Source organism: Rhodanobacter sp. UC4443_H10 (assembly GCF_052978325.1).
Map to the genome: position 1 here is coordinate 669,580 of NZ_CM129668.1, position 13,210 is coordinate 682,789.

Consider the following 13,210-nt stretch of genomic DNA (forward strand, 5'->3'; position numbering starts at 1 on the left):
GTTCCTCAGGCAGCTCCCGCCAGTTTAGCCGCTTCGGCCAGGTCGACCTGCACCAGCCGCGACACGCCGGGCTCGCGCATGGTCACGCCGCACAGTTGGGTGGCGGCTTCCATGGTGGCCTTGTTGTGGCTGATGAAGATGAACTGCACGTGTTCGCTCATCTCGCTTACCAGGCTGGAGAAGCGGCCGACGTTGGCCTCGTCCAGCGGCGCGTCGACTTCGTCGAGCAGGCAGAACGGCGCGGGGTTGAGGCCGAAGATGGCGAACACCAGCGACACCGCGGTCAGCGCCTTCTCGCCGCCGGACAACAGCGAGATGTTGGACGGGCGCTTGCCCGGCGGGCGCGCCATGATCGTCACGCCGGTGTTGAGCAGGTCGTCGCCGGTGAGTTCCAGATAGGCATGGCCGCCACCGAACAGGCGCGGGAACAGTTCCTGCACGCCGGCGTTGACCTTGTCGAAGGTTTCCTTGAAGCGGTGGCGGGTTTCGCGGTCGATCTTCTTGATCGCGCCTTCCAGCGTTTCCATCGCGCTGACCAGGTCGGCCAGCTGGTTGTCCAGGTAGGTCTTGCGCTCGCTCTGTTCGGCGTGTTCCTGGATCGCAGCCAGGTTGACCGGCTCGATCCGCGCGATTTTCTGGCCGATGTCGGCGAGCTGTGACCGCCACTGGTTGGCGTCGATGTCGTCGGCCAGTTCGGCCAGCAGGGTTTCCAGTTCGAGGCCGGAAGCGGTGATCGCTTCGGCGAGTTGTTCGGCGCGCAGCTGCAGCGCCTGGGCGGCGAGGCGCTTCTCGGACAGGCCCTCGCGCAATGCCGACAGGCCCTGCTCGGCCAGGTGGCGCTGCTGTTCGAGCTTGCGGAATTCGAGGTCGCAGTCTTCCAGTGCGCGGCGCGCTTCCACCAATTGCTTGTCGACCAGCAGGCGCTGGTCCAGATACGCCTGACGCTCGGCTTCGAGTTCGGCGATCGGGTCGGAGCCGGCAGCGAGCTGTTCGGCGATCTCGTTGCGGCGCGCCTCGATCTGGCGCAGCTGGGCATCCATGCGACCGAGCGCCTGTTCCAGCGAGCTCAGCGACGAGCGCTTGGACTCCAGCGAGAGCGCCAGCGAGTGCGATTGATCGGCCGCCTCGCGCGCATTCATGCGGGCTTCCTCGCGCGCCTCGAGCAGGCTGCGGCGTTCGTTTTCCAGTTCGCGGCGCTGGTCTTCCAGGTCGCCCATCAGGCCGACCGATTCGTCCAGCCGCGCGCGCGCCTCACGGGTCTGGTTCTGCAATTCGTCGATCTGCGTGGAAAGGTCGGCCAGCTCGCCGTTGACCTTTTCGGCACGGGCGCGGGCGGTTTCCAGCTTGCCGCGGTGGCTTTGCAACTGGCCGGCCAGTTCGGACTGGCGACGGTGCGCGTTGTACAGCTCGCGCTGGGCGTCGTCGCGCGCGCGTTCGGTTTCGAATTTGCTGGTGCGCAGGTTGTCGAGCCGTTCGCTGGCTTCTTCCAGTTGCGCTTCCAGCATGGCGATCTGTTCGGCCAGCGTGCGCAGCTCGCGCTCGCGCGCCAGCACGCCGACCTGGCTGCCTTGCGCCCGGCGCACCCGCGCCCAGCCCGGACCGAGCCATTCGCCACTGCGCGTCATCACCGACTGATACGGCGCCAGCGCGGACAGCGAGGCCACCTGCCGGTGGGCGTCGGCCAGCGATTCGGCGGTAAGTACGTGACCGAGGATGGCCATCGCCGCCGCCGGGCCGCGTACGTGGGCGGCCAGCGTGCCAGCGGCGCCGACGCCGCCCTCGGCGTTGTCGAGCAAGGCGATGTCGGCGTTGTCGAGCGCATCGAACTCCGCCGCCAACGCATGCGAGCCATCCACCAGCACCGCGTCCAGAAAACCGCTCAGCGCCGTTTCCACGGCGGTCTCCCAGCCGTTTTCGACCTGCAGCGACTCACCGAGGCGGCGTGACGTGTTCAACCCGAGACGAGCCAGCCAGCTGCTTGCAGCGTTTTCTTCCTGGCCGAGCGCGGCATGCTGCAGCGCTTCGAGCGAGGCGTGCCGGCCACGGGCGGCCTGCAGTTGCTGGCGGGCCTCGTTCAGCGCCGACTGCACCTGGCGCTCTTCTTCCTGCACTTTTTCATGGTTGGACTTGTACTGGTCGAGCAGGCTGCCCAGGGTTTCCACGCGCTCGCGCTGGGCGTCGTGTTCGCTGTGCAGTTGCTCGCCGGCGGCGGCCAGTGCGGCCACGTCGGTAGCTTTCTGCTCGGTTTCCAGTGCTTCGCGGCGGCGCGCCAGGTCGATGCCCTGGCGGTCGAGGTAATTGAGCTTGGTGCGTTCCACTTCGGCGGCGCGGTTGGATTCGCCGGCGTTGCGGGTGTGGCTGTCCCAGCGCTGTTGCCAGTCGGCCAGCCTGGCCTCGGTGCTGCGCTGGGCTTCGGCGGTGTCGTCCTGCAGCTGCTGCAGGGCTTCGAGTTTCGGTTCGCCTTCGGCCAGCGCCTGGCGCAGGATTTCGACCTGCGCGTGATCGGTGGCGATGTGCGCGGCCAGTTCCGCGTGTTCGCGCTCGCTGTCGGCGTGGGCGCGCTGCAGGCGTTCGGCGCTCTCCTTGTTGTGGCGCACTTGCTGCTCGACACGGGCGATCTCGGCGCCGACCTTGTAGACCTCGGCCTGTACCGCGTTCAGGTGCTCGCTGGCGTCGGTGTGGCGTTCGCGCATGACCTCGATCTGCGCCTCGATCTCGCGCTGGCCGGCCAGCTGCTTCTCGATCTCGATCTCGGCGGCGGACAAGCCGGCGCCTTCGCTGTCGTGCTGGCTCTTGAGGCCGCGGTATTCGAGCGCGCGCAGCTCGGCTTCCTTGCGTGTCTGCTCTTCCTTCAAGGCTTTCCAGCGCTCGGCGGCGCGGGCCTGGCGGTTCAGGTGTTCGAGCTGCTTGTCGACTTCGTCGCGCACGTCGCGCACGCGGTCGAGGTTTTCGCGGGTGGCCTTGATGCGGCTTTCGGTCTCCTTGCGGCGCTCCTTGTACTTGGAGATACCGGCGGCTTCCTCCAGGTGCGTGCGCAGTTCGTCCGGGTGCGCCTCGATGATCTGGCTGATCATGCCCTGCTCGATGATCGAGTAGCTGCGCGGGCCCAAGCCGGTGCCGAGGAACAGGTCGGTGATGTCGCGCCGGCGGCAGCGCGCGCCGTTGAGGTAGTACGAGGATTGCCCGTCGCGGGTGACCTGGCGCTTCACCGAGATCTCGGCGTACTGGCCGTACTCGCCCTGCACCGAGCCGTCGGCGTTGTCGAAGATCAGTTCGACCGTGGCCTGCCCCACCGGCTTGCGCGTGTTGGAGCCGGAGAAGATCACGTCGGTCAGCGAGTCGCCGCGCAGGCGGCTGGCCGCGCTTTCGCCCATCACCCAGCGGATCGCGTCGATGATGTTGGATTTGCCGCAGCCGTTGGGGCCGACCACGCCGATCATGTTGCTCGGCAGGTGCAGGGTGGTCGGGTCCACGAAGGACTTGAAACCGGCGAGTTTGATCGTGCTCAGGCGCATGCAGTGTTCAACGGTAGGGTGCTACGGCCGGTGCAGCCGGATGACAGGGCACTGTGCCAAACGCGGGGGCCTGCTGCAATGCGTGTCCGCGTGAGATTTAGTGTAAAGAATACGATACAACTCATTGATAGATATTATTTCTCGACGGCATCTATGGAAACGGCATGGATCCCGTTGTCCATCAACCCCTGCAGCGCCGCGTAGACCATTCGGTGCCGGCGGATCGGCAACAGCCCGGTGAAGGCGGGGCTGGCGATGCGCACGCGGAAATGGCCCTTGCCCTCACCCGCATGCCCGGCGTGCAGGTGGCCTTCGTCGACGATTTCCAGCTCGGTCGGCGCCAGGGCCTGGGTCAGGCGCTGGCGGATCTGCTCGATCATCGCCTCGCTCACGCCGGCAGGGCCTTGCGGAATGGCTTGATCTGCACCTCGGCGTAGACGCCGGCCGCCACGTAGGGGTCGGCATCGGCCCAGGCGCGGGCGTCGGCCAGCGACGGAAACTCGGCCAGGATCAGGCTGCCGCTGAAGCCGGCCGGGCCCGGATCTTCGGACTCGATCGCCGGGAACGCGCCGGCCACGAACAGGCGGCCCTCATCCAGCAGCGCCTGCAGCCGCGCGATGTGCGCGGGCCGCGCTCCCTTGCGCTTCTCCAGCGAGTCGGCAACGTCCGTTCCGATGATGGCAAACCACATGATCAAGCCTCCTGGTGGGATGGGTCGCGAGTCTGGCTCATGCGTGGCGCGCGGCTGCGGCCAGCTGCGCGGTGTCGACACGCACGAAAATCGAATCGCCCAGCGCGGTGAGCACTTCGCCCGCGTGGACCTCGCACAGCACGCGGGTCTTGCGCCCGACTTCGCCCTCGACGCGCGCCTTCAGCGTCAGCGGCACGTCCATCGGGGTGGGCTTGAGGAACTTGATGCCGAGGCTGCCGGTGACGCAGTCGATGCGCGGCTTGCTGTCCGGCGCGCGCTGCTCGGCACGGTAGTGGTATGCCATCGCGGTCCAGTTGGAATGGCAGTCCACCAGCATCGCGATCAGCCCGCCGTAGACCAGCCCCGGCCAGCCGTGGAAATCCGCTCCCGGCAGGTGCGTGCTGACCACGTGCACGCCGTCCTCGTGCCAGTGGCTCTTGATGTGCAAGCCGTGAGGATGGGCGCTGCCGCAGCCGTAGCAGACGCCGTCGGGCGCGGCCAGGTCCTGCAGCGCGGGCACGTCGGCGCTCATGCTTCCGGTCGCATGTAGGGGAACAGCAGCACGTCGCGGATCGAGGACGCGCCGGTCAGCAGCATCACCAGGCGGTCGATGCCGATGCCGAGGCCGCCGGTGGGCGGCAGGCCCACTTCCAGCGCGCGGATGTAGTCGGCGTCGAAGTGCATGGCCTCGTCGTCGCCGGCGTCCTTGGCGTCGACCTGGGCCTGGAAGCGTGCGGCCTGGTCTTCCGGGTCGTTCAACTCGGAGAAGCCATTGGCGATCTCCTTGCCGCCCACGAACAGCTCGAAGCGGTCGGTGATGCCCTTGTCGGTATCGCTTTCGCGAGCCAGCGGCGACACCTCGACCGGATGGTCGGTGATGAAGGTGGGCTGGATCAGCGTGTGCTCGACGGTCTTCTCGAAGATCTCCAGCAACAGCTTGCCCCAGCCGTAGCCGGGCTTGACCTGCACGCCGAGGCGCTTCGCATGCGCCGCCATCGCCTCGCGGTCGCGCAGTTCTTCGCGCTTGATCTCCGGGTTGTGTTCCAGCACCGCGTCTTCCATGCGCCAGCGGCGGAATGCCGGGCCGACGTCGATCGCCGCACCGTCCCATTCCAGCTGCGTGGTGCCGAGCACGGCTTGCGCGGTATCGCGGATCACGCTCTCGGTGAGGTCCATGATCTCGTGGTAGGTCGCGTAGGCCTGGTACAGCTCCAGCATGGTGAACTCGGGGTTGTGCCGGGTCGACACGCCCTCGTTGCGGAAGTTGCGGTTGATCTCGTAGACGCGGTCGAAGCCGCCGACCACCAGGCGCTTCAGGTACAGCTCCGGTGCCACGCGCAGGTACAGATCCAGATCCAGCGCGTTGTGGTGGGTGACGAACGGTTTGGCCGTGGCGCCGCCGGGGATCACGTGCATCATCGGCGTCTCCACTTCCATGAAGCGGCGCGACGGCGCTTCCAGCCATTGACGCATGGTGCCGATGATCCTTGAGCGCAGCATGAAGGTACGGCGCGCTTCCTCGGTGACGATCAGGTCCACGTAGCGCTGGCGATAGCGCTGCTCCACGTCGGCCATGCCGTGATGCTTGTCGGGCAGCGGGCGCAGGCTCTTGGTCAGCAGGCGCAGGTGATCCACGCGCACCGAAAGCTCGCCGGTCTTCGTGCGCATCAGCGTGCCTTCGGCACCCACGATGTCGCCCATGTCCCAGCCCTTGAACGCCTCGTAGACCTCGCCAACCGTGCCGGCATGGATGAACAGCTGGATGCGTCCGCTGAAATCCTGCAACTGCACGAAGCTGACCTTGCCCTGCACGCGCTTGAGTACGATGCGTCCGGCCATCTTCACCCGGCGCGCCGCCGCTTCGACGGCTTCGGCCGTGTGCACGTCCTTGTCGGCGAACTCGGTTTGCAGATCGCCGGCGAAGCTGTCGACCTTGAAGTCGTTCGGAAACGCGATGCCCTGCCCGCGCAGCGCCGTGAGTTTTTCGCGGCGCTCGGCGATCAACTTGTTCTCGTCGGGAAGGGTGTCGGTGACTTCGCTCATGGATGGTTCCGTGGCTGCCAGCGCGCGCTGGACAGTGGATGTCTCGTGGATGGGGCGGCGCTCAATTGCCCTTGTCGAAAATCTGCTTGACGCCGCGTTTGGTGGCATCCCAGCCCTCGCGCGCGCCGTGGCCGATGGCGACGCCTGCCTTCTTCGCGCCATGGCCGATGCCGGTGCCGGCCTCTTTCGCGCCGTGCCCGATCTTCCTGGCCACATGCCTGGTCGCGTGACCGACATCGCGGGCGCCGTCGGCGACGCCGTGGCCGACCGCCTTGGCATCCTGCTTGATGCCCTGTCCGGCGCTGCCCTGCGACGACTGCGCTGCCGCGCCGAACGCCATCAGCGCGACCAAGGCGATCAGGAAGATGCCGATCTTCTTGCTGTTCATGCGCGTCACCTCGTCAATGGGCCGGTCGAAGGGAATCGGGCGTCAGGCATCGATGCGCTTGGCGCCGGCTTCGAGGCCGGATTTCAGGCTTGCCTCGATGAACTCGTCGAGGTCGCCGTCGAGCACCTTCTGGGTGTCCGAACGCTCGATGCCGGTGCGCAGATCCTTGATGCGGCTCTGGTCGAGCACGTAGTTGCGGATCTGGCTGCCCCAGCCGATGTCGGACTTGGTCGCTTCCAGCGCGTCCCTCTCGGCATTGCGCTTCTGCACTTCCAGTTCGTACAGCTTGGCGGCCAGCATCTTCATCGCGCGGTCGCGGTTGGCGTGCTGGCTGCGCTCGGTCTGGCAGGCCACGACCGTGTTGGTGGGCACGTGGGTGATGCGCACCGCCGACTCGGTCTTGTTGACGTGCTGGCCGCCGGCACCCGACGAACGGTATACGTCGGTCTTCAGGTCGGCCGGGTTGATGTCGATCTCGATGCTGTCGTCCACTTCCGGCGAAACGAATACCGAGGTGAAACTGGTGTGCCGGCGGTTGTCCGAATCGAACGGGCTCTTGCGCACCAGCCGGTGCACGCCGATCTCGGTCTTCAGCCAGCCGTAGGCATAGTCGCCCTCGACGCGGAACGTGGCGGACTTGATGCCGGCCACGTCGCCGCCGCTGACTTCCATCAGCTCGGCTTTCCAGCCACGGTGCTCGCACCAGCGCAAATACATGCGCAGCAGCATTTCGGCCCAGTCCTGCGCCTCGGTGCCGCCGGCGCCGGCCTGGATGTCGACGAACGCGTTCATCGCATCCATCTTGCCGGAGAACATGCGCTGGAACTCCAGCTTGCCGACCTGCGATTCCAGTTTGGCCAGATCGTCGATCACCGACTGCGCGGTGTCGTCATCGCCGTCGGCGACGGCCATCTCCAGCAGGTCGCCGGCGTCGTCCAGGCCGGCAGTCAGCGTGTCGATGCCGTGGACGATGGTGTGCAATCGGGCGCGTTCGCGGCCCAGTTCCTGCGCGTTGGCCGGGTCGTCCCACACGGTGGGGCTCTCCAGTTCGCGGGTTACTTCTTCCAGGCGCTCGCGCTTGGTGGCGTAGTCAAAGATACCCCCTAAGCGCTTCGACGCGACCGCGAAGGTCGTCGATCTGCGCATGGATGGGATTGGTCTCGATCATCGTGAAATCTTGGTGGGAGGCAAGCACGCAAGAATAACAGACCCGTTTGCAGCCGGCGCCCCTTGCAGGGCGGGCACTGCCCGCCGACCTTTGATCCATGGCGACGGAAACCGGCGGGCGGGGCCGCCCTAAGCAGCCGGCCGCATTCAGGCGAGCGCCTGGGCATGTACGCCTCTGACGGCACGCCCCGACGGATCGGCCGCGTTCGCGAACGCCGGATCCCACGCCAGCGCTGCGGGCGAGGAGCAGGCAATCGACTTGCCGCCGGGCACGGTCGCGGCGCAGGCCTCGCCGGGAAAGTGCTGCTCGAAGATGCGTCGGTAGAAATACGCCTCCTTGGTCGCCGGCGTGTTGAACGGGTATCGCGCCGCGGCCGCGGCGAACTCGCGGTCGCTGACCGCCTGCTCCGCATGCGCCTTCAAGCCGTCGATCCAGCCATAGCCGACGCCATCGCTGAACTGCTCCTTCTGTCGCCACAGGATCGAATCCGGCAGCGCGCCGTCGAATGCTTCGCGCAGAACCGCCTTCTCGATGCGTCCCTGCCCCGCCATCTTGTGCTTCGCATCGAGGCCCATCGCCACGTCGATGAACTCCAGGTCGAGGAACGGCACGCGCGCCTCCACGCCCCACGCCATCATCGCCTTGTTCGCGCGCAGGCAGTCGTAGCTGTGCAGCGCGTCGAGCTTGCGCACGGTTTCCTCGTGGAATGCCTCGGCCGAGGGCGCCTTGTGGAAGTACAGGTAGCCGCCGAAGATCTCGTCCGAACCCTCGCCGGACAGCACCATCTTCACGCCCATCGCCTTGATCCGCCGCGCCAGCAGGTACATCGGCGTGGCGGCGCGGATGGTGGTGACGTCGTAGGTCTCGATGTGGCGGATCACTTCGGGCAGCGCATCCAGCCCTTCCCAGAACGTGTAGACGAAGCCGTGGTGCACGGTGCCCAGCGCGTCGGCGGCGACCTGCGCCGCAGCCAGGTCGGGCGAGCCGTCCAGCCCGATCGCGAACGAATGCAGGCGCGGCCACCACGCTTCGCTGCGGTCGTCGTCCTCGACCCGCTCGCGCGCGAACTGCGCGGCGCAGGCGGCGACCAGCGACGAATCCAGCCCACCGGAAAGCAGCACCCCATACGGCACGTCGGTCATCAGCTGGCGATGCACGGCCTGCTCAAACGCCTTGCGCAAGGCCGGAGCAGCCACGTCATGGCCGCGCGTGGCGGCGTAGTCGCGCCATGGCCTGGCGTAGTAGCGCTGCAACTCGCCGCTGGCGCTGTCGTACACATGGCCGGGCGGAAACGGCGCCACGTCGGCACACACGCCGACCAGCGCCTTCATCTCCGAGGCCACGCACAGGCGGCCTTGCGCATCGTGGCCCCAATACAGCGGGCAGACGCCGATCGGGTCGCGGGCGATCAGGTAGCGCTGCGCCTCGCCGTCCCACAACGCGAACGCGAAGATGCCGTTGAGCCTGCCCACGAAGTCGCTGCCCTGCTCGCGATACAGCGCGTTGATCACCTCGCAGTCCGAAGCGGTGGTGAATTCGTAGCTGCTGGCCGCACGCAGTTCGCGGTGGTTGTAGATCTCGCCGTTCACCGCCAGCGCCAGCGCGCCGTCGCGCGAACGCAGCGGCTGCGCGCCGCTGGCCGGGTCGACGATGGCCAGCCGCTCGTGCACCAGGATCACCCCGGCGTCGACGAACACCCCGCTCCAGTCCGGCCCGCGATGGCGCTGGCGCTGCGACAACTCCAGCGCCTGCCGGCGCAACGCGGCCAGGTCGTCGCCCGGCTGCAGGTCGAATATTCCGAATATCGAGCACATGGTGGAAGTTTCCTCGTCGCTGTCCGTGGGTCCCGCTCTTCTGAAAAGTCGGCCATGGATGGCCGGGTTTGCTCTGCGCGGATGGACCCGCGCAAAAGTAAATGCACAGCCATGGATGGCCGGGTTTGCCCTTGCGCGAATGGACTCGCGCATGAATCAAGCGCACAAAAAAAGGCCCGCTCGTGGCGGGCCTTCATCGCGTATTTTTGGTGGAGACTTGAAGCTACGCGCGGGCCCGCCAACGGTTGGCGTTGTTGTTCGCGCGATTATTGTTGTGGCCGGCCAGCACGAGGCCTCGCGCGGAGAGCGCGGCAAGGGTCAGGCTGCGGGCGACCATGGAGTTCATGGCCCCAACTTGAGCAGATTCCCCGGCGCTTGGCAAGTACGGATAGCACCCAGTTACCGCAGGAGCCCGCTCGCGGGCGATGCTTTGGGGCTTTGACCAAGCAAAAGCATCGCCCGCGAGCGGGCTCCTGCGAGAGAGAGGCGGGATCAGGGGCTGGTGATCCAGCGCCTGGCGTCGTCGATTTCCACGCCGTGAAACAGGCGGAACTGGGCGGGGATGGCGAAGCTGAAGGCCGTGGCGGTACCGCGCAGCCAGGGTACGTCAGTGACCAGCGCCACACGGTCCCAACTGCTGAAATGCCGCGCGCCGAGTTTTGCGTCGTTCCACATGGCGCCGGGGTCGAAGCCGGTGAAGTCGTCGGCAGTGACGTAGAGCAGGCGCAGCTTTCGATTGAGCGCGAACGCCGCCTCGACATCCGGCACCACGATGTTCTCGTAGTCTTGCGCGGTGACCTGGCCGTGCGCGCGAAAACCCAGCGTGCCGGCAGGCAATCCTTCGATCTGTGCGATCACGGGCGTGCTCCTGGGATGGGGTGCCCCAGTTTGGGTCCAGGCACGTGAAAAGCGTGCAAGTCGAAGGCATGGGAGCAGGCTTTCGAGACTCCTGCATTTCCGATCAGGCGGGCTCGATGTGCCGCAGCAGCAGGCGCGGCGTCTCGCGACCCTGCCAGTCGTTGATGGTCAGCTCGTAGGCCGCGCGCAGCCGAGGCGGCGGTGGCTGGCCGTCATGGGCATTGAACATCACCGCGTCGTGCACGGCGCCATCGCGCGGGTCGCGCAGTTGCAGGCGCAGATGGGTCTCGCCCATCACCTTCCAGCCGGCGCAGTCGAACAGGTTGTCGAACAGCGGTTCGGGGAACGCCTGGCCCCATGGGCCGGCGGCGCGCAACTGGCGGGCCAGCGCCAGCGTGGCGGCGCCGGGCGGCAACTCGCCGTCGGTGTACAGCACCGCCTGCAGCCGCTCGGGCTCGATCAACTCGCGCGCGACCGCATCGAAGGCGGCGGCGAAGCGCGGGTAGTCGGCGGCTTTCAGGCTCAGACCGGCAGCCATTGCGTGGCCGCCGAAGCGTTCGATCAGGCCGGGCTGGCGGGCGTCGATCACGGCCAGCGCGTCGCGGATGTGGAAGCCCGGAATGGAACGGCAGGACCCCCGAAGGTTTTCGGTGTCGTCTTCGCTGGCCGGGGCGAAGGCGATCACCGGGCGGTGCAGCCGCTCCTTGAGTTTCGAGGCGACCAGGCCGACCACGCCGGCATGCCACGACGGCTCGAACAATGCCACGCCGATCGCATCGAGCGGCCCCAGGCCAGCCACCATCACCTCGGCCTCGGCCACCATCGAGGCCTGCAGGTCGCGCCGCTCGCGGTTGATCGCGTCGAGCTGCTCGGCGTAACGGCGCGCCTGTGCCACGTCGTCGGTGAGCAGGCAGGCCACGCCCAGGCGCATGTCCTCCAGGCGCCCGGCCGCGTTCAACCGCGGCCCGACTGCGAAGCCGAGATCGCTGGCGCACAGCGTGGTCAGGCTGCGCCTGCCCGCTTCCACCAGCGCGGCGATGCCGGCGCAGGCGCGGCCGCTGCGCATGCGCTGCAAGCCGGCCTCGACCAGCACGCGGTTGTTGAAATCCAGCGGCACCAGATCGGCCACCGTACCCAGGGCGACCAGGTCGAGCAGCACCGACAGGTCGGGTTTCGCCGCGCCGAAAGCGCCCTGCTCGTGCAACTTCGCACGCAGGGCGAGCAGCAGGTAGAACATCACCCCGACACCTGCCAGCGCCTTGCTGGGGAACGCGTCGCCGGCGAGATTTGGATTGACCATCGCATCACACGCCGGCAACCGCTCGCCGGGCAGGTGATGGTCGGTGACGATGACCTTGATGCCGCGCGCCTGCGCCGCCGCCACGCCGGCCACGCTGGCCACGCCGTTGTCGACCGTGACGATCAGCTGCGGGGTGGGCTGCATCGAGGCGACGAAGGCCGCGCTCAGCCCGTAACCGTGCACGAAGCGGTTCGGGATCGCGTAATCCAGCCGCCGCGCACCGAGCAGACGCAGGCCGCGCACGGCCACGGCGGTGCCGGTGGCGCCGTCGCAGTCGTAGTCGCCGGCGATCAGGATGGTCCAGTCATCGCGGATCGCCTCGGCCAGCAGGTCGACCGCCTGCGCCATGCCGCCCAGCAATTGCGGCGACAGCATCCGCGCCAGCCGGTGCTCGACCTGGCCGGGTTCCAGCACGCCGCGCGCGGCGTAGACCTGCTGCAGCACCGGGTGCACCGCATCCGGCCAGCCATGCGGCGTGCCCCGGCTTTCGCGCCGACGCAGCTGCAGCACGCTCAACGCCCTGCCCCGCGCCAGAAGCGCCAGCGATGAGCGGGTTTGTGCAGCCAGCGTTCGCCGCTGGCGAAATGCAGCGTAACGGGCTGGCGTTCGAGCAGCGGCTGCAGCAGCGGCCACCAGCGCGAGGCCAGCTCGTGCGCCGGCAGATCCTGCAGGTCGATCAGCCAGCCGGCACCCGCGGCTGCGACCGCATCGGCCGTGCGCAACGGATGCGCGATGCCGGCACGCGCGGCCAGTGCGCGCAGCAGCAGGTCGTCGCTGACCACGCCGGCCAGGGTACTGGTCGGCGGCGCAGGCAGGCGTCCGCCGCCCCACAGCCACAGACTGTTGACCAGCGATTGCCCGCGCATCCGTCGTTGCGCATTGAGCGGATGCTGGTGCAGCAGCACCTGGATGTCGTTTTGCAACACGCGCCAGCGGCGCCCATGCGCGCCCTGCGGCAGGTGCTGCGCGAGGTCCTCGCCCAGCGCCTGCGATGGCGCGGCCAGGCCGGGCAGCGGCGTATCGGCCGGCAGGCGCAGATGCCAATGATCAGGGGTGGAAATCTCCAGTTGCATGCCGGCCTCGTCGAACACCGGCCGCAGCGTTTCGGCCAGCGCCTGCGCCTCGTCCAGGCCCAGGCCCATGCGACCGCAGGCCAGCAGGCGTACCCCGTTCATGTCCGGCTGCACCCAGGCCGGGTCGGCCGACAGCCACAGCGCATCGCCCGCGTCGCCGGCTAGAAACTGGCGGGTGATCGCCGCCGCGGGCACGTGCGCCTCGACGCCGGTGAAATGCCCGCCGAGGCCATCGAGATAACCGACGCCGCCATCCGCCAGGCGGTCGGCGCGCGGGAGCCACGCGTGCAGCGGATGGGTCGGCTCGACGTGCGCCAGCGAGGGCAGCCACAGTTGCAGCGACGGCTCCGGTTTGGACAT

12 protein-coding genes are annotated in these 13,210 nt (G+C 67.7%); all 12 read right to left on the bottom strand.

Annotated elements, in window-relative coordinates:
• Positions 1-5 precede the first annotated feature (5 nt).
• The gene (gene smc, locus ACVCMB_RS03065) at positions 6-3,515 is read right to left on the bottom strand and encodes a chromosome segregation protein SMC (protein WP_447106118.1); all 3,510 of its coding nucleotides are present in this window, start codon (positions 3,513-3,515) and stop codon (positions 6-8) included.
• Positions 3,516-3,649: 134 nt separating this feature from the next.
• On the bottom strand, positions 3,650-3,895 hold the full coding sequence (locus ACVCMB_RS03070) for a BolA family protein (RefSeq protein WP_447098878.1): 246 nt from the start codon (positions 3,893-3,895) through the stop codon (positions 3,650-3,652).
• A gap of 8 nt (positions 3,896-3,903) precedes the next feature.
• The gene (locus tag ACVCMB_RS03075; RefSeq protein WP_395118518.1) at positions 3,904-4,206 is read right to left on the bottom strand and encodes a YciI family protein; all 303 of its coding nucleotides are present in this window, start codon (positions 4,204-4,206) and stop codon (positions 3,904-3,906) included.
• Positions 4,207-4,243: 37 nt separating this feature from the next.
• On the bottom strand, positions 4,244-4,738 hold the full coding sequence (locus ACVCMB_RS03080) for a PaaI family thioesterase (protein ID WP_395118520.1): 495 nt from the start codon (positions 4,736-4,738) through the stop codon (positions 4,244-4,246).
• A complete protein-coding gene (lysS, locus tag ACVCMB_RS03085; protein WP_447106119.1) occupies positions 4,735-6,249 on the bottom strand; it encodes a lysine--tRNA ligase in 1,515 nt (504 codons plus the stop codon). Before lysS ends, ACVCMB_RS03080 begins: the two co-directional genes overlap by 4 nt.
• A 61-nt stretch (positions 6,250-6,310) precedes the next feature.
• Positions 6,311-6,637, bottom strand: a complete 327-nt coding sequence (locus ACVCMB_RS03090; protein ID WP_395118524.1) for a hypothetical protein — start codon at positions 6,635-6,637, stop codon at positions 6,311-6,313.
• 42 nt (positions 6,638-6,679) lie between these two features.
• Positions 6,680-7,805 (bottom strand): peptide chain release factor 2 gene (gene prfB / locus ACVCMB_RS03095; RefSeq protein ID WP_395118526.1). Its coding sequence is split into 2 segments (ribosomal slippage): positions 6,680-7,729 and positions 7,731-7,805, totalling 1,125 coding nucleotides; the frame shifts between segments, so codons are not numbered across the junction.
• Between the two features lie 146 nt (positions 7,806-7,951).
• Entirely contained in the window at positions 7,952-9,619 is a 1,668-nt protein-coding gene (asnB, locus tag ACVCMB_RS03100) for an asparagine synthase B (RefSeq protein ID WP_447106120.1), read from the bottom strand.
• Positions 9,620-9,842: 223 nt separating this feature from the next.
• Positions 9,843-9,965: a hypothetical protein gene (locus ACVCMB_RS03105; RefSeq protein WP_447106121.1), complete on the bottom strand. Its 123-nt coding sequence runs from the start codon at positions 9,963-9,965 to the stop codon at positions 9,843-9,845.
• A gap of 146 nt (positions 9,966-10,111) precedes the next feature.
• Positions 10,112-10,477 carry a SpoIIAA family protein gene (locus tag ACVCMB_RS03110; protein WP_395118532.1) on the bottom strand — a complete coding sequence of 122 codons (366 nt, stop codon included), beginning with the start codon at positions 10,475-10,477 and terminating at the stop codon, positions 10,112-10,114.
• 103 nt (positions 10,478-10,580) lie between these two features.
• Positions 10,581-12,293, bottom strand: a complete 1,713-nt coding sequence (recJ, locus tag ACVCMB_RS03115; RefSeq protein ID WP_447106122.1) for a single-stranded-DNA-specific exonuclease RecJ — start codon at positions 12,291-12,293, stop codon at positions 10,581-10,583.
• Positions 12,290-13,210 carry a phosphoglycerate mutase gene (locus tag ACVCMB_RS03120; protein WP_447106123.1) on the bottom strand — a complete coding sequence of 307 codons (921 nt, stop codon included), beginning with the start codon at positions 13,208-13,210 and terminating at the stop codon, positions 12,290-12,292. The genes recJ and ACVCMB_RS03120 overlap by 4 nt, the downstream gene beginning before the upstream one ends.

Coding starts and splice junctions, on each gene's coding strand:
- smc (WP_447106118.1), bottom strand. CDS start 3,515: ATGCGCCTGAGCACGATCAAACTCGCCGGTTTCAAGTCCTTCGTGGAC.
- ACVCMB_RS03070 (WP_447098878.1), bottom strand. CDS start 3,895: ATGATCGAGCAGATCCGCCAGCGCCTGACCCAGGCCCTGGCGCCGACC.
- ACVCMB_RS03075 (WP_395118518.1), bottom strand. CDS start 4,206: ATGTGGTTTGCCATCATCGGAACGGACGTTGCCGACTCGCTGGAGAAG.
- ACVCMB_RS03080 (WP_395118520.1), bottom strand. CDS start 4,738: ATGAGCGCCGACGTGCCCGCGCTGCAGGACCTGGCCGCGCCCGACGGC.
- lysS (WP_447106119.1), bottom strand. CDS start 6,249: ATGAGCGAAGTCACCGACACCCTTCCCGACGAGAACAAGTTGATCGCC.
- ACVCMB_RS03090 (WP_395118524.1), bottom strand. CDS start 6,637: ATGAACAGCAAGAAGATCGGCATCTTCCTGATCGCCTTGGTCGCGCTG.
- asnB (WP_447106120.1), bottom strand. CDS start 9,619: ATGTGCTCGATATTCGGAATATTCGACCTGCAGCCGGGCGACGACCTG.
- ACVCMB_RS03105 (WP_447106121.1), bottom strand. CDS start 9,965: ATGAACTCCATGGTCGCCCGCAGCCTGACCCTTGCCGCGCTCTCCGCG.
- ACVCMB_RS03120 (WP_447106123.1), bottom strand. CDS start 13,210: ATGTCCAAACCGGAGCCGTCGCTGCAACTGTGGCTGCCCTCGCTGGCG.